We start from the raw sequence: 15,777 nt of genomic DNA, 5'->3' as shown, positions 1-15,777 counted from the left end.
CTCACCTTGCGGGGAAACTTCCCCGCATCGTGACGGAAAACCCCGCACGGTCCGCTCACCAGCGGTTGCGCGCCTCCTCGGCCCAGCCGACCAGGCCGTCGAGCCGGTGCTCCACGCCCTTGCCTCCGCGGGCCCAGCCCGACCAGCGGCCGAAGGCCTGGAGGGTGCGCGACGCGATCACGCCCAGCTGGGTCGTGGCGACGCGGCGGTGGAACGGCGTCAGGGTGGCCTCGACGTCGGGTCCGGTGACGGTCCACGGCGATGCGGGGTCCTCGAGGTCGTACGACCACTGGAGGTCGTCGATCCAGTGGTGCAGGCGGCCGTCGACGAACAGGCCGTTCTCGGTCTGGCCGGTCCCGTCGGTCCACTTCCCACCGAGCTGCAGGCCCAGGCGCCGGCCGCCCACGTCGCCGCTCCCGGCACCCCAGTTCCAGGTCATCCGGTAGGGCCAGACGCCGCGGCCGCGGTCGAGGACGCCCCAGCCGGCCACGACGGCCTCGCGCTCGCCGTCGACCTCGATCGTGCCGCTCAGCGGCCGGGCGGGGTCCTTCAGCGTGTACTGGAATCGCCGCGGGCTCCACGGCACGACCACCCCGAGCGCGTCGTCGCCGCCCTCGGCCTCCAACGCGACCGTGACCCGCTCGGATTGCACGCTGATGCGCGTGCCCCGGCCGTGGTCGGCGAAGGTCAGCGGTCCGCTCGACACGGTGATCGGCGGGAGGTCGTCGGACAGGCCCGGGCGCAGCGGCCCAAGCTTCGTCGTGTCGAGGCTGACCTCGTGCCGGCGCAGCCGGTCATACGCGTAGACCTGCGTGAGGTTCGCGTAGTCGAGGTCGGCGATCGTCAGGCCCAGCACGAACCGGCGGGTGACGATGCCCCAGTACTCCCAGCGCTTCGCCCGGCCGGTCCAGGGCAGGGCCGTGCGGTGCAGCGGGCGTCGCGTCCAGCCGACGGCGTCGGGGTTGAGGCGGCGGCCGACGGCGAGGTCGACGGGCTCGGCGATCTCGGACATGCCCCGAAGCCTAGGGGCAGCAGGGCGGGCCGGGAGCGGGACTCCGTTCAGTCGAGGAGGTAGCGCCGCTCGGGCCGTCCGGCGGTGCCGTAGCGGAGCCTGACGGTGGCGCGACCGGTGCTCACGAAGTGCTCGAGGTAGCGCCGCGCGCTGACCCTCGAGAGCCCGATCAGCTCGGCGGCCTCGGCCGCCGAGACCTCGCCCGCACCCTCCAGCGCAGCCAGCACCGACGCCGCCGTCTCGGCGCTCAGGCCCTTCGCCAGCGGCGCCGGACCGCCCGGCCCACCGCCGAACGCCCGGTCGATCGCCGACTGGTCCGGCTCGGACTCGGTGTGCAGCGACCGGATCGACTTCGCGACGGCGCGCAGGCGGTCGGCCAGCTCGGGGTACTCGAACGGCTTCACGAGGTACTGCTGCGCGCCACCCAGCAGCGCCGCGCGGACCACGTCGGCGTCGCGCTCGGCGGTGACCATGATGACGCCGACCTCGTGCCCCGAGGCGCGCAGCGCGCGCAGCACCTCGATGCCGTCCATGTCGGGCAGGTGGACGTCGAGCAGCACCAGGTCGGGGCGGAGCTCGGCCACCGCGCTCAGCGCGTCCGCTCCCGTGCCGGCGGTCCCGGCGATCTCGAACCCGTCGGTGCGCTCGACGAACCGCTGGTGGATCCGCGCCACCATGAAGTCGTCGTCGACGACGAGCACGCGGATCATGCGGCGCCGCCCACGAGGGGGAGACGCACCCGGAACGTGGCGCCCGGCCCGCCGGGGTCGAGGGTGGCCGAGCCCCCGCGACGCGTGGCGATGAGGCGCACGAGCGGCAGCCCGATGCCGCGGCCGCCGAGGACCTCGGGCTTCGTCGAGAAGCCGCGCGAGAAGATCGATCCGGCGATCTCGTCCGGCACGCCGGGTCCGTCGTCGCTCACCACGACCTCGATCGTGCCATCGATCTCGGTCAGGCGGACGGCCACCTCGCGCCCGGCGCCGCCGCGGCAGGCGTCCACGGCGTTGTCGACGAGGTTGCCCAGCACGGTGGTGAGGTCGGCGGCCAGGTCCGGCTCCAGGGCTGGCACGTGCGAGGACGGGTGGATCCGCAGGTCCAGTCCGGCCTCGGCCGCCTGGCTGACCTTGGCGGCCAGCAGTGCGGCGACGGCCGGGTCGCGCACCGCGTCGCGCAGACTCGCGTCCAGCACCGCCCGCTCGCGCGTCAGCGTGCCCAGCAGGCTCGCCAGCTCGTCGTACTCGCCCAGCTCGACGAGGCCGGAGATCGTGTGGAGACGGTTCGCGAACTCGTGCGTCTGGGCGCGCAGCGCATCGGTGATCGAGAGGTTCGAGCTGAGCTGCTGCTCGACCTCGACGACGTCGGTGCGGTCGCGCATCGTCGTGACGCCGCCGATGCCCAGGCCCCGGCTGGACGCCGCGCGCCGGTTGACCACCAGCACCCGGTCGCCCGTGAGGACGACGGCGTCGCGGGTCTCGGCGTCGCCCCCGATCACCTCGGTCAGCGCGGCGTCGAGTCCCAGCGCGTCGAGCGGCTGCCCGACCGGGTCTCCCGTGACGCCGAGCAGCCGCCGTGCGGCGTCGTTCATGACGGTCACGACGCCGGAGTTGTCCACGGCGACGACGCCCTCGCGGATGCTGTGCAGCAGGGCGTAGCGGTGGTCGGCGAGCGTGGCGATCTCGTCGCCGGCGAGGCCGCGGGTGCGACGCTTCAGCAGCCGCGAGACGGCCCACGTGCCGAGTCCGCCCAGCAAGGCCCCGAGACCGAGGTACGGCGCGAGGTCGGTGGAGGAGTCCGCGATCCGGTCCCACCACGACGGGTAGGCCTGCTCGGCGACCGCGATGCCCACGAGCGTGCCGTCGTCGGCGATCACGGGCGCGTGCGCCGTCACGTAGGTCCGGCCGTCGTGCTCGACGTCGCCGCTCCAGCCGCGTCCCTCGCGCACGCGGCTCTCGCCGAGGTCGAGCGTGGTGCCCACCTCCGACGGCTCGGCCGCGGCGATCACGGTGCCGTCGGGGTCGGTCACCAGCACGTCGGTGGCGCCCGACAGCGCGACGGCCCGCTCGACGAACGGCGCGAGCGTCCGGGTGGCGGAGGGCTCGTCGATCGCGGTGCGGACGACCTCGCCGCCCGCGAGGTACTCCGCGACCGACCGCATCGCGCTGCCGCGCTCGTCGGTGAAGGCCGCCGTGCTCTGCCGGAACGAGATCACCGCCACGACGAGCAGCACGGCGGCGACGACCGCCAGCTGCAGCAGCAGCACCTGCCCGGCGAGCGTCAGCCGGCGCCGTCCGGGCGACACGTTCCGCATGACCACAATGACCAGAACCTCCTTTGATTCCGCAATCGTGACCCACGCCACAAGGGCCCGCATGATCGGGGTGGAGCACGACGAGGAGGACCGATGATCAGGTGGGGAACGAGCGGCCGCCGTGGCCGCGCGCTGGGCGTGGGACTCGTGGCGACGCTGGTGCTGGCGATGCTCGCCGGCTGCGGGGTCACGCGAGCCGACGACGAGGACGCGTCCAACCGGCGCCTGCGCATGATGATCCCGAACAGCCCGGGTGGCGGCTACGACCTCACGGGTCGCGCCGGTGTGCGGGCGATGGAGGAGAACGAGCTCACCGGACGCTTCGAGGTCACCAACGTCATCGGCGCCGGCGGCACCGTCGCGATGCAGCGACTCATGAACGAGCGCGGCGCCGACGACCTGCTGATGACCATGGGTCTCGGCGTCGTCGGGTCGGTCTTCACGAACGGCTCCGACGCCACCGTCGACAAGGCCACGCCGATCGCGCAGCTGGTGTCCGAGCCCGAGGGCATCCTCGTGCCGAAGGACTCGCCGTTCCGCACGGTCCAGGACTTCGTCGACGCCTGGAAGAAGGACCCCGGCAGCGTCACGATCGGCGGCGGCTCGTCGCCGGGCGGACCCGACCACCTCTTCCCGATGCAGCTCGCGGACGAGCTCGGCATCGACGCGAAGGACGTCAACTACATCACGTACGACGGCGGCGGACCGCTCACGACGGCGCTCCTCGGCTCCAAGATCGAGGTCGGCATGTCCGGCCTCGGCGAGTTCGAGGGCCAGATCGAGGACGGGTCCCTGCGCGTGCTCGCCGTCTCCGGCGAGGAGCCGCTCGAGACCGTCGACGCGCCCACCCTCAAGGAGGAGGGCATCGACTTCAGCTTCATCAACTGGCGCGGAGTGCTCGCACCGCCGGGCATCTCGGAGGAGACCCGCGCCGAGTACATCGAGCTGCTGACCGCCATGCACGAGACGCCCGAGTGGCAGGAGGCCCTCGAGCGCAACGGCTGGATCGACGACTTCGCCACGGGCGACGACTTCGGCACCTTCCTGGAGGAGCAGAACGACCGCGTCGCCTCGACCCTCGAGGAGCTGGGACTCGCATGACCACCACCACGAACCCACCGGCACGCACGGTGGACCGGGCCCAGTACGGGCTCGCGGCCTTCGTCACCGTCGTCGGCATCGTCGTCCTCGTCGACGCCCTCGGGCTCGACGCCGGCTTCGCCGACCAGCCCGTCCAGCCGTACGCGTTCTCGTACGCGATCGGCAGCGTGCTCGTCGTCCTCGGCGTCCTGCTGGCCGTCGCCACCTGGCGCGGTGACGTCGCCGAGCCCGAGGAGGGCGAGGACGTCGACCTCTCCGGCGGTCTCGACTGGACCACGCTGCTGCAGCTGGTCGCCGTGATCGTCGTCGTCGTGGCGCTGATCAACTGGCTCGGCTGGGCGATCATGGGCGCCTTCCTCTTCGCCGCCTCGGCGCGCATCCTCGGCAGCCGGCGCCTGCTGCTCGACGTCGGCGTGGGCATCGCCCTGTCCCTGCTGACCTGGTACGGCTTCTACGTCGGCCTCGGCATCCCGATCCCCGCGGGCGTCCTGGACGGAGTGCTCTGATGGAGCTGCTGCTGGAGGGCTTCGCGAACGCCCTGACCCCCGAGAACCTGCTGTACGCCGTCATCGGCGTGCTGCTGGGCACGGCCGTCGGCGTGCTGCCGGGCATCGGCCCGGCGATGACGGTGGCGCTGCTGCTGCCGATCACCTACAACGTCGAACCGGCGGGCGCGCTCATCATGTTCGCCGGCATCTACTACGGCGGCATGTACGGCGGCTCGACGACGTCGATCCTGCTGAACACCCCCGGAGAGTCCTCATCGGTCGTCACGGCGCTCGAGGGCAACAAGATGGCCAAGCGCGGACGTGCGGCACAGGCCCTCGCCACCGCGGCGATCGGCTCGTTCGTCGCCGGCACCATCGGCTCGATCCTGCTCGTCGTCCTGATGCCCAGGATCGCCGACGTCGTGGTCGAGCTCGGTGCGCCGTCGTACTTCGCGATCATGCTGTTCGCGCTCTTCACGGTCACGGCCGTGCTGGGCTCCTCGAAGCTGCGCGGCTTCACCTCGCTCTTCCTCGGCCTGACGATCGCGCTGGTCGGCTCCCAGACGGGTCAGGCCCGGCTCACGTTCGGCCGGCCCGAGCTCGCCGACGGCATCGACGTCGTGGTCGTCGCGGTCGCGATCTTCGCCATCGGCGAAGCGCTGTGGGTCGCGGCCCACCTGCGCCGCCGCCCGCTGGAGATCATCCCCGTCGGGCAGCCCTGGATGAGCCGGGCCGACTGGGGCCGCTCGTGGAAGCCGTGGCTGCGCGGCACGGCGTACGGCTTCCCGTTCGGCGCCCTGCCCGCCGGCGGCGCCGAGGTCCCGACGTTCCTGTCGTACATCACCGAGCGTCGCCTCACGAAGCACCCCGAGGAGTTCGGCCAGGGCGCCATCGAGGGCGTCGCCGGCCCGGAGGCGGCGAACAACGCGTCGGCCGCGGGCACGCTCGTGCCGCTGCTGGCGATCGGTCTGCCGACCACCGCGACCGCCGCGGTCATGCTGCTGGCGATCCAGAGCTACGGCATCCAGCCCGGCCCGCAGCTGATGGACGCCGAGCCCGAGCTCGTGTGGGCCCTGCTGGCCAGCTTGTTCATCGCCAACGTGCTGCTGCTGGTGCTGAACCTGCCGATGGCGCCCATCTGGGCGAAGCTGCTGCAGATCCCGCGGCCGTACCTCTACGCCGGCATCCTGTTCTTCGCCGCGCTCGGTGCGTACAGCGTGAACTTCCAGGCGTTCGACCTCGGCATCCTGCTGGTGCTGGGCCTGCTCGGCTTCGCGATGCGGCGCTTCGGGCTCCCGGTGCTGCCGCTCATCATCGGTGTGATCCTCGGGCCGCGCCTGGAGGAGCAGCTGACCACCGCCCTGGCCATCTCGCAGGGTGACCTGAGCACCCTGTGGAGCGAGCCGGTGGCCGTCCTGGTCTACGTCCTCATGGCGGCGATCGCCGTGGTCATGGGGGTCGTGGCGTGGCGTCGCCGCGGGCACGACACCGACGAGATCGACCGCATGCTCGACCGCGCGGCGGTCACCGACCGCGACGACATCTGAGAGGAACGACGACATGACGATCGTGGTGGCCTACAGCCCCGACCAGTACGGACGAGCCGCGCTCGCCCACGGCGCCGCCGAGGCGACGCTGCGCAGCGAGGGCCTGCTCGTGATCAACGACACCCGCGGCGACTCGCTCGTGGACACGCGATTCGCGCACGAGGACGAGATCACGCAGGTGCGCGTGCGGCTGGCGACGCTCGGCCTCCAGGCCGAGGTGCGCCAGGAGGTCGTGCGCGACGTCGCCGAGAGCGTCGTCCGCGCGGCGACCGAGTCGGGCGCCAGCCTCATCGTGGTCGGCGTCCGGCACCGCAGCCCGGTGGGCAAGGCGCTGATGGGGAGCGTCGCCCAGCGGGTGATCCTCGACGCGCCGTGCCCCGTCCTGGCGGTCAAGCCGGACGAGGAGTCCGACGCGGTCTGAACCGGTTCGGGGTGGCTCGCGGCGGCGTGCCTACGATGACGCCGTCCCTGTTCCCGTCCCGGAAGCGAGATCCACGACCCATGGCTGAGGTCACCCTGCGCGCCCGCGACCTGTTGGGCCGCCTGCTGCACGGGCACGGCGTGGTCGCGCGGATCACCGAGGTCGAGGCCTACGGCGGCATCGAGGACCCCGCCTCCCACGCGTACGTCCGCACGCCGCGCTCGGAGATCATGTACGGACCGGCGTGGCGGCTCTACGTGTACCGGATCCACGGCCATCACGCGGCCAACGTCGTCACGGGACCCACCGAGAAGGCGGCCGCCGTGCTCATCCGCGCCGCCGAGATCGTTGAGGGGATCGAGCTCGCCCGCGAGCGCCGCGGTCCCGTGGCCGACGTCGCCCTGGCGCGCGGCCCCGGCAACCTCACGAAGGCGCTCGGGATCACCAGCGCCGATCTGGGCACCGACCTGCTCGATCCCGAGCCGGTGTCACTGGGGGAGCGGGTCGAGGATCCCGAGATCGTCGCTGGCCCTCGCGTGGGCGTCCGGCTCAACGCCGACGCGCCGTGGCGCTTCTGGGTCGCGGGTGACCCGACGGTGTCGGCCTATCGCCGGCACCCCCGGGCCTGACCCGCTCGTCAGCTCAGCGCAGGCACTTCGGCGTGCTGGTGGCCAGGTCGGCCGTTCGGACGACGCTGCCGTGCCGCAAGGTCACCCGGGCGCGCGCCGGGCCCCGGTGGGCGTGGCCGCGCAGCGACGCCGCCGACCGGGTGAGCGCGAAGGGCGCGCGGGTGTCGGTGCCGACCACGCGGCTCCCGATGCCGAACGTGGTGGACGTGGCGAGGCCCTGCCCGCCGGTCACCCGCAGGGTCACCCGCGCCTTGCGCGCCGGTCCCTGACAGACGGCGTGCAGCCGCAGGGTGCCGGCCGCGCGACCGAGGCGGCGCCGCGAGTCGTGACGACCCGCCACGAGCGGCTCGATCGTCTCGAGGGCCTGGTCGGCCATCTGGGCCATGCCGGCGGTCGACGGGTGCAGCGGAGCGCCGTCGCCGTAGGCCTCGAGGCCACGGATCCACTGGTCGGCCGGGGCGGCGCAGGCCGAGTGCTCCTGCCAGCCCTCGATGTCGCGCATGTCGACGAACGCGACGCGCTCCTCCTTCGCCACGCGGCCGATCGTGTCGCTGAGTCGGTCGATCATCGACTGGAGGTACGCGAGGTCGGCGTTGGTCGCGCGGAAGAGCGCGGGGCACGTCTCGGTCGGCACGTAGGTGCCATAGCCGACGGCGACGATCTGGGCCTTCGGCGAGCGCTTGCGGACGTCGGCGATGACGCGCCGATAGATGTCGGCGAGGCCGTCGATCGCGTCGTGGTACGGCTGCGTGGGCAGGGTGCTGCAGCCCTGGATCAGGCACGTCTGGGCCAGTCCGACCAGGCCCACGTCGTTGCCGCCCATCGTGCCGATCGTCACGAGCGTGGTGTCGCGGGTGAGCGCGTCGAGCTGCGGCGGCACGTCGCCTGCGGGCGTCGTCTGCGGGTTCCAGTAGTGCGCCGTCGTGGCCGAGCTGCAGCTCACGTCGGTGAAGCTCTTCGCGCCGATCTCGGCGGCGACGAGACTGGGGAAGTTGTGGTCGCTGCGGGCGCAGCCGCCCGGCACCTGCTCGGGAATGCCCGGGCCGGCGACGAACGAGTCGCCCATCGCGACGTACTTCTCGCCGGAGGTCGGGTGGTGCCACGGATGGGACCGCTCGCCGGCCGAGGCGGGCAGTGCCGTGGCCAGGCCGGCCAGGAGGGCGAGGGAGGCGGCGACGGCCGACGAGCGACGGAAGGACTTCACGGGGGACTCCTCGAGGACTGGATGTGACCTGGGTCACGCGACGTCCGCGACGCTACCACCGACTTCCGTCAGATCCAGCGGCGCAACGGCTTCACGAGGTCGAGCGCCCAGGAGACGCCCACCGAGATCACGACGGTGGCCACGTAGATGACCGGGAGTCCCACGATCGGGCGCTCCTCGACGAGGGGACCGAGGTCGGTCGTCATCCGCAGCGTGTGCAGCACGAGGGCGTGCACGAGGTAGATCCGGAAGCTCAGCTCGGAGAGCCGGCGGACGGCCGGCCACGCGGGTCCGGGTCCCCAGCTGCGCGTCGCGAAGAGCGCGAAGACGCCCATCGAGTACATCAGCACCGGCGGCTTGAGGTTGTCGTAGGCGGCGAACACGTCGGGATCGCCGTGGCTGGCCGCCTGCCACACGGCGACGAAGGTCCACCCGAGGCCGGCCACCGCGAGTGCGAGCCACGCGAGGTACGGCACCCGCAGCCGGTCGCGGTAGTGGCTGATCACGAAGCCGAGGACGAACAGGCCGACGTAGCCCGTGGGCAGGGCCGCGAACGGTGACGGGTAGAGCGCGGGGAAGCGGTCGCCGAGGAACCAGGCGCCCCACCGCGGCAGCAGGTCGGCGATCAGCCACAGCACGAGGAACCACGTCAGCAGCTGGCGGCGCTGGGGCTCGGGACGGTCCGTCAGGGCCCGCAGCAGCGGCACCGTGAGGTAGATCCCGAGCAGGACGTAGACGAACCACAGGTGGTACGCGGCCGGGCCGCCCAGGAGCGCCCGCACGAGACCGGTCAGTCCCAGCTCCCCGGGGTCGGTGAGGGTGCCGTTGACGCCGCGCGCGCCGTCCTCGCGCAGCAGCGCGTTCGCGAGGCCGTAGATCACGATCCACGTCAGCGTCGGGAGCGCGACGCGCAGGAACTGCGGCCGCAGCACGAAGCGGCGGACGGGGTCGAGCAGCAGCGCCCCCGACGTCATGAAGAAGCAGTTGACCGCGAAGCGCCCCAGCGAGTCGGCCAGGTTGCCGACGTTGAAGGCCGAGACCAGCTCGGGCGCCGAGTCGCGCCACACCACCACGACGATCGCCCCGGTGTGCAGCAGGATGACCGCGAAGGTCGCCAGCACCCGCAGGTGGTCCAGCTCGTGCCGGCGCGCGACTCTCGTGGCCGTGGTGCTCATGGCGGCACCTTAGAGGCCGGGCTCCGCCTGCTCCTCGGGTGCCCCGTCGCTCGCCTGCGGGATCTCGCAGACGCCGTCGACGCACACGGGCGCGTCGTCGTCGCCCACGATCTCGAACGGTCCGGTCACGCCGAGGCCTCCGCGACGGCCCGGTCGAGGACCTGGCGGAACGTCTCGGGGGCCTGCGCGCCCGACACGCCGAGGCGGCCGTCGAACACGAAGAAGGGGACGCCCGAGATGCCGTAGGCACGCGCCTGGGCGATGTCGGCCTCGACGTCGTCGGCGTGACGACCCGACTCGAGGGCCTCACGCAGCGCGTCGGCGTCCAGTCCCACCTCGGCGCCCAGCGCGACGAGCTCATCCACGCGGCCGACGTGACGACCCTGCTCGAAGTACGCCGACAGCAGACGCTCCTTGAGCTCGATCTGCTTGCCGTGCTCCTTGGCGAAGTGCAGCGCCTGGTGCGCGAGCAGCGTCTTGGTGTGGCGCAGCGCCTCGAAGTCGTACGACAGGCCCTCGTCGGCGGCCAGCGCGGTCATCTGCGTCAGCATCTGCTCGACCTGGCCGGCGTCCATGCCCTTGTGGTGCGCGAGGAAGTCGACCTCGCTGCCCTCGAAGTCGACCGGCGTGTCCGGGGCCAGCTCGAAGCTGTGGAACTCGACCTCGACCTCGCCGTCGAAGTCCTGCAGGGCGGACTCGAAGCGGCGCTTGCCGATGAAGCACCAGGGGCAGGCGATGTCGGACCAGATGTCGACCTTGACGGGACGTGCAGCGTTGTCGTTCACGTCGGTCCCAACGCCGGGGAGCCGTCGCGGCATTCCCGACGCGGGTGCGCGATACGCTCGGACCATGACCATCGCCGTCGCCTACCGACCCGACGACTACGGGCGCGCCGCGGTCCGCTGGGCCGCAGCCAAGGCCGAGGCCAACGACGAGAAGCTCGTCATCATCACGGTCAGCGAGATCGACCCCGAGTTCGACGAGCCCGAGGAGATCGACCTCTCGGAGTTCACCGAGCGGTTCGACCTCGAGGGCATCGACTACGAGGTCCGCCGCGCGGCCTCGCTCTCGGTCTCGGACGTCGTGATCGACGAGGCCGTCGACGCCGGCGCCGAGCGCCTCGTCATCGGCATCCGCAAGCGCACGCCCGTCGGCAAGATGCTCATGGGCCGCGTCACCCAGATGATCCTGCTCGACGCCCCGATGCCCGTCATCGCCGTCAAGCCCTGACGCGACCCCGCCACGTCACGGCGGCCACCCCGAGGCTGAACAGCCCGTCGACGGCGAAGTAGATGGCCACGACCCAGCGGATCGGCGCCCACAGGCCCCAGTCCGCGGCGACGGTGAGGAACACGACCGCCAGCGCGAGCTCGGTCAGGCCGTAGACGAAGCACGCGCCGGGGTGCTCGATCAGGAACCGGCGAAGGCCGCCGAGCGGCCCCTTCGTGATCTCCTCCCGCGAGAGCTCGGTGCGCAGGTCGCCCGCGGCGCCTCGCAGCCCGCGCGCCAGCATCTCGCGCTTCGAGAGGGGCCCGACGACCGTGACGGCCGGGGGTGGAGCGTCCTCCTCCAGCCACAGCGCCGCGGAGAGCGGGACGCCGACGGCGTCGGCGACGTCGGCCGCGAAGGACTTCTCGCCCGTCCCGGCGGCCTTGAGGCGCGCCACGAGCGCGTCGTCGAATCGGCGTCGCCGCGAGGGGAACCACAGGGTCACCTCACCCCGCAGCAGGGCGCGCGTCTCGGGATCGTGGAGCCCCGTGGTCAGCTCAGGAGGGACGCCCCGGTCCACGTGACACACGACGGTGCGACCGCCGTGCCGGACACGGATGATCGCGCCACGGCCGTCTCCCTCCCGGCTGAAGGACACGGCAGGCAGCTGCGACCGCAGCGTCACGTCCACGACGACCCCGGGATCCGTGCTGAGCGTGTCGTGGATCAGCGTGAACCCGTCGACCTCGGCGACCTCCACGGTCGCGTTGCCGCGATTGGCGATCGACTGGGCCTCCCCGCCGAGGTCCGGGTCGGTGCGGACGACGTGGACCAGCGTGAGCGGCAGGGAGTGGGTCTCGGCCTCCCACACGGTATCCATGAGCTCATCGAGCTCCTCCGGAAGGTCGCCACCCGTGTGGTGCCGGCCGTCGCGATCCACCACGCCGTCGTCCACCAGCGCTACGGTGTCGAACCGGTGCACCAGTGAGCGGACCAGTCCCTGCCAGGGCAGGCTCGGCGGCAGGTCGTCGCTGCGCAGGACGAGCTCGTCCGCGTCGAGCGCCAGGCGAACCGTGTGCACCTCCGGCTGGCCTAGACGGGCCCCGTCGATCACGCCGCCTGCGATGCGCACGGAGTCCAGGTAGTCCAGGAGGTCGCGCGCGTCGATGGTCGAGCCGTCCGCGCGGAAGGCCACGATGCCGACCTCGTGCGTCTCGGCAGGGGTGTTCACGCCCGAAGCCTAGTGAGGCCCCGGCGTTCCGCGCCGATAGCCTTGAACGCGTGACTACACACGTGATCGACGACCTGCAGGCGCGCGGCCTCATCGCGCACTCCACCGACCTCGACGCCCTCCGGGCCGAGATCGACGCGGGCCCGATCACCTACTACGTGGGCTTCGACCCGACCGCGCCGAGTCTCCACGTCGGCAACCTGCTCCAGCTCCTGACCGCGCGTCGCCTCCAGCTCGCGGGCAACCGGCCGCTGATCCTCGTCGGCGGCTCCACGGGCCTCATCGGCGACCCGAAGGAGTCGGGGGAGCGGATCATGAACTCCAAGGAGACGGTCGCCGACTGGGTCGAGCGGATCCGTGGACAGGTCTCGCGCTTCGTCGAGTTCGGCGGGGACAACGGCGCCACGGTGGTCAACAACCTCGACTGGACGCAGCCGATGTCCGTGCTCGACTTCCTGCGCGACATCGGCAAGCACTTCCCGGTGAACCGGATGCTGGCCCGCGACGTCGTCGCCAGCAGGCTCGAGTCGGGCATCAGCTACACCGAGTTCAGCTACGTGCTGCTGCAGTCGATGGACTACCTCGAGCTGTTCCGCCGCCACGGCGCGGTGCTGCAGACGGGCGGCAGCGACCAGTGGGGCAACCTCACCGGTGGCGTCGAGCTGATCCGCCGTGCCGAGGGCGCCAAGGTGCACGCACTGTCGACGCCGCTCATCACCAAGGCCGACGGCACGAAGTTCGGCAAGACCGAGAGCGGCACGATCTGGCTCGATCCCGAGCTGATGAGCCCCTACGCCTTCTACCAGTCCTGGATCCAGGCCGAGGACTCCAAGGTGGGGGAGTACCTCAAGCAGTTCACGTTCCTGCCCGTCGAGGAGATCGACGCGCTGATGGCGGAGCACTCCGAGCGCCCGGGTGCCCGCGCCGCGCAGCGCCGGCTCGCGGCCGAGCTCACGACGCTCGTGCACGGGGAGGACGAGACCCGAGCCGCCGAGCTGGCCTCGGGCGCGCTCTTCGGGCGGGGTGACCTGGGGGACCTGCCCGAGTCCACGCTCGCGGCCGCGCTGCGTGAGGCAGGAGCCGTCGAGGTCCCGTCCGGCACCCCGCTGGTGGAGGCGCTGATCTCGTCCGGCCTCGCCGATTCCAAGTCGGCGGCTCGTCGCGCGATCGGCGACGGTGGCGCCTACGTGAACAACCAGCGGGTCGACGACCCCGAGTTGGAGCTGGGGGCCGAGCACCTGCTCCACGGGTCGTGGGTGGTGCTGCGCAAGGGCAAGCGGTCGGTTTCGGGGGTCCAGGTCGTGTGACCGCCCGAAACGACTGGAATTGCAGGTGTGACCCGGCACACGCACCCCCCGGTTTGCGCCCACGGGAAACGTGTGTGTAATGTTCTTCTTGTTGCTCCGCACGGCGGGGGAACGGGAAGCGCAGACCGAAGCGGTTAACGCCAGGAGCCCTGTGGGGAGCCGGAAACTGGCCGCGGGAAAACGTTGCGCTGGCATCGTGACCGAGCTGGGTTTGACCTGGTGGAAAACAGCGATGTAATGTGGATGAGCCCCTGTGGTTGTGCCGGTGACGGTGTGGTTGTGGGTGTGCGTCTGATCCTTGAGAACTCAACAGTGTGTCAAAAGTCGACGAATTTTTTATCAGTACCCCGGCGACTCTGAAGGATTCCGGCTTCGGTTGGTTTCGCGCAGGGTTGCAGGGACAATTCCGACAATTAATGACTGTCCAGCAGTCAGATCTTGTCAGTGTTGAACTGTCTAGTTGTTGACCGTGATCTCTTCGGAGGTTGTGGGATTTTTTCAACGGAGAGTTTGATCCTGGCTCAGGACGAACGCTGGCGGCGTGCTTAACACATGCAAGTCGAGCGGTAAGGCCCCTTCGGGGGTACACGAGCGGCGAACGGGTGAGTAACACGTGAGTAACCTGCCCCATTCTTCGGAATAACCAGTGGAAACGCTGGCTAATGCCGAATATGACCATCGAAGGCATCTTCTGGTGGTGGAAAGCTCCGGCGGAGTGGGATGGACTCGCGGCCTATCAGCTTGTTGGTGAGGTAACGGCTCACCAAGGCGACGACGGGTAGCCGGCCTGAGAGGGTGACCGGCCACACTGGGACTGAGACACGGCCCAGACTCCTACGGGAGGCAGCAGTGGGGAATATTGGACAATGGGCGAAAGCCTGATCCAGCAACGCCGCGTGAGGGATGACGGCCTTCGGGTTGTAAACCTCTTTCAGCAGGGACGAAGCGAAAGTGACGGTACCTGCAGAAGAAGGACCGGCCAACTACGTGCCAGCAGCCGCGGTAATACGTAGGGTCCGAGCGTTGTCCGGAATTATTGGGCGTAAAGGGCTCGTAGGCGGTTTGTCGCGTCGGGAGTGAAAACTCAGGGCTCAACCCTGAGCGTGCTTACGATACGGGCAAACTAGAGGTATGCAGGGGAGAACGGAATTCCTGGTGTAGCGGTGGAATGCGCAGATATCAGGAGGAACACCGGTGGCGAAGGCGGTTCTCTGGGCATTACCTGACGCTGAGGAGCGAAAGCATGGGGAGCGAACAGGATTAGATACCCTGGTAGTCCATGCCGTAAACGTTGGGCGCTAGGTGTGGGGACCTTCCACGGTCTCCGTGCCGCAGCTAACGCATTAAGCGCCCCGCCTGGGGAGTACGGCCGCAAGGCTAAAACTCAAAGGAATTGACGGGGGCCCGCACAAGCGGCGGAGCATGCTGATTAATTCGATGCAACGCGAAGAACCTTACCTGGGTTTGACATATGCCGGAAACGCCTAGAGATAGGCGCCCCCTTGTGGTCGGTATACAGGTGGTGCATGGCTGTCGTCAGCTCGTGTCGTGAGATGTTGGGTTAAGTCCCGCAACGAGCGCAACCCTCGTCCTATGTTGCCAGCACGTCATGGTGGGGACTCATAGGAGACTGCCGGGGTCAACTCGGAGGAAGGTGGGGATGACGTCAAGTCTTCATGCCCCTTATGTCCAGGGCTTCAAGCATGCTACAATGGCCGGTACAAAGGGCTGCGAAACCGCGAGGTGGAGCGAATCCCAAAAAGCCGGTCTCAGTTCGGATTGGGGTCTGCAACTCGACCCCATGAAGTCGGAGTCGCTAGTAATCGCAGATCAGCAACGCTGCGGTGAATACGTTCCCGGGCCTTGTACACACCGCCCGTCACGTCATGAAAGTCGGCAACACCCGAAGCCGGTGGCCCAACCCTTGTGGAGGGAGCCGTCGAAGGTGGGGCTGGCGATTGGGACGAAGTCGTAACAAGGTAGCCGTACCGGAAGGTGCGGCTGGATCACCTCCTTTCTAAGGAGCATCTGGCCAGCTTTGTCTGGTCCAGGCGGACACCGTTCGTCAGCGAATGTCTGACGCGGGTCCAGCTCACTAGTGGATCGTCGATTATTTGACTTGCTGCCCGTCTCGGGCCGTCAGTA

General features: G+C 70.1%; 14 protein-coding genes and 1 rRNA gene. 8 read left to right on the top strand and 7 right to left on the bottom strand.

What is annotated here, in order from left to right:
• Positions 1-55: 55 nt before the first annotated feature.
• Genes BJ975_RS09565 through BJ975_RS09555 form a run of 3 tightly spaced genes read right to left on the bottom strand, consistent with a single transcriptional unit; the run spans position 56 to position 3,320 of the window.
• Complete coding sequence (locus BJ975_RS09565) at positions 56-1,012, bottom strand: DUF2804 domain-containing protein (protein ID WP_179425280.1); 957 nt, start codon at positions 1,010-1,012, stop codon at positions 56-58.
• 47 nt (positions 1,013-1,059) lie between these two features.
• Positions 1,060-1,722: a response regulator gene (locus BJ975_RS09560; protein ID WP_179425278.1), complete on the bottom strand. Its 663-nt coding sequence runs from the start codon at positions 1,720-1,722 to the stop codon at positions 1,060-1,062.
• Positions 1,719-3,320 (bottom strand): sensor histidine kinase, encoded by a 1,602-nt coding sequence (locus tag BJ975_RS09555; RefSeq protein ID WP_179425276.1) that lies wholly within the window; start codon positions 3,318-3,320, stop codon positions 1,719-1,721. The genes BJ975_RS09560 and BJ975_RS09555 overlap by 4 nt, the downstream gene beginning before the upstream one ends.
• 93 nt (positions 3,321-3,413) lie before the next feature.
• On the opposite strand from BJ975_RS09555, the gene BJ975_RS09550 reads away from it, so the two are divergent.
• From BJ975_RS09550 to BJ975_RS09530, 5 genes are all read left to right on the top strand, one after another.
• Positions 3,414-4,421, top strand: a complete 1,008-nt coding sequence (locus tag BJ975_RS09550) for a Bug family tripartite tricarboxylate transporter substrate binding protein (RefSeq protein WP_179425274.1) — start codon at positions 3,414-3,416, stop codon at positions 4,419-4,421.
• On the top strand, positions 4,418-4,927 hold the full coding sequence (locus BJ975_RS09545; RefSeq protein ID WP_179425272.1) for a tripartite tricarboxylate transporter TctB family protein: 510 nt from the start codon (positions 4,418-4,420) through the stop codon (positions 4,925-4,927). The genes BJ975_RS09550 and BJ975_RS09545 overlap by 4 nt, the downstream gene beginning before the upstream one ends.
• Positions 4,927-6,456 carry a tripartite tricarboxylate transporter permease gene (locus tag BJ975_RS09540; protein ID WP_179425270.1) on the top strand — a complete coding sequence of 510 codons (1,530 nt, stop codon included), beginning with the start codon at positions 4,927-4,929 and terminating at the stop codon, positions 6,454-6,456. Before BJ975_RS09545 ends, BJ975_RS09540 begins: the two co-directional genes overlap by 1 nt.
• A gap of 13 nt (positions 6,457-6,469) precedes the next feature.
• The gene (locus tag BJ975_RS09535) at positions 6,470-6,877 is read left to right on the top strand and encodes a universal stress protein (protein WP_179425268.1); all 408 of its coding nucleotides are present in this window, start codon (positions 6,470-6,472) and stop codon (positions 6,875-6,877) included.
• A gap of 80 nt (positions 6,878-6,957) precedes the next feature.
• Positions 6,958-7,506 (top strand): DNA-3-methyladenine glycosylase, encoded by a 549-nt coding sequence (locus BJ975_RS09530; protein WP_179425266.1) that lies wholly within the window; start codon positions 6,958-6,960, stop codon positions 7,504-7,506.
• 13 nt (positions 7,507-7,519) lie between these two features.
• On the opposite strand, the gene BJ975_RS09525 is transcribed toward BJ975_RS09530, so the two are convergent.
• The 3 genes from BJ975_RS09525 to BJ975_RS09515 all read right to left on the bottom strand — a co-directional run bounded on the left by BJ975_RS09525 (position 7,520) and on the right by BJ975_RS09515 (position 10,670).
• Positions 7,520-8,710, bottom strand: coding sequence for an SGNH/GDSL hydrolase family protein (locus BJ975_RS09525; RefSeq protein ID WP_179425264.1), 1,191 nt, complete (start codon positions 8,708-8,710; stop codon positions 7,520-7,522).
• Positions 8,711-8,778: 68 nt separating this feature from the next.
• Positions 8,779-9,885, bottom strand: a complete 1,107-nt coding sequence (locus BJ975_RS09520) for an acyltransferase (protein ID WP_179425262.1) — start codon at positions 9,883-9,885, stop codon at positions 8,779-8,781.
• Positions 9,886-10,010: 125 nt separating this feature from the next.
• Positions 10,011-10,670, bottom strand: a complete 660-nt coding sequence (locus BJ975_RS09515; RefSeq protein ID WP_269306371.1) for a DsbA family oxidoreductase — start codon at positions 10,668-10,670, stop codon at positions 10,011-10,013.
• Between the two features lie 64 nt (positions 10,671-10,734).
• Between BJ975_RS09515 and BJ975_RS09510 the strand changes: the two genes are divergently transcribed.
• Positions 10,735-11,115, top strand: a complete 381-nt coding sequence (locus tag BJ975_RS09510; RefSeq protein ID WP_179425258.1) for a universal stress protein — start codon at positions 10,735-10,737, stop codon at positions 11,113-11,115.
• Here BJ975_RS09510 and BJ975_RS09505 read toward each other — a convergent pair.
• Positions 11,105-12,325 carry a hypothetical protein gene (locus BJ975_RS09505; RefSeq protein ID WP_179425256.1) on the bottom strand — a complete coding sequence of 407 codons (1,221 nt, stop codon included), beginning with the start codon at positions 12,323-12,325 and terminating at the stop codon, positions 11,105-11,107. The genes BJ975_RS09510 and BJ975_RS09505 overlap by 11 nt on opposite strands.
• Before the next feature lie 50 nt (positions 12,326-12,375).
• Here BJ975_RS09505 and tyrS point away from each other — a divergent pair, with 50 nt between their 5' ends.
• Both tyrS and BJ975_RS09495 read left to right on the top strand, forming a co-directional pair.
• Positions 12,376-13,632, top strand: a complete 1,257-nt coding sequence (tyrS, locus tag BJ975_RS09500; RefSeq protein WP_179425254.1) for a tyrosine--tRNA ligase — start codon at positions 12,376-12,378, stop codon at positions 13,630-13,632.
• A 498-nt stretch (positions 13,633-14,130) separates the two neighbouring features.
• Positions 14,131-15,649 (top strand): 16S ribosomal RNA (locus tag BJ975_RS09495).
• Positions 15,650-15,777 lie beyond the last annotated feature (128 nt).

The sequence above is a fragment of the Aeromicrobium tamlense genome (assembly GCF_013408555.1).
In the GTDB taxonomy this organism is placed as follows: domain Bacteria; phylum Actinomycetota; class Actinomycetes; order Propionibacteriales; family Nocardioidaceae; genus Aeromicrobium; species Aeromicrobium tamlense.
This window is presented reverse-complemented; position numbering and strand designations above follow the sequence as displayed.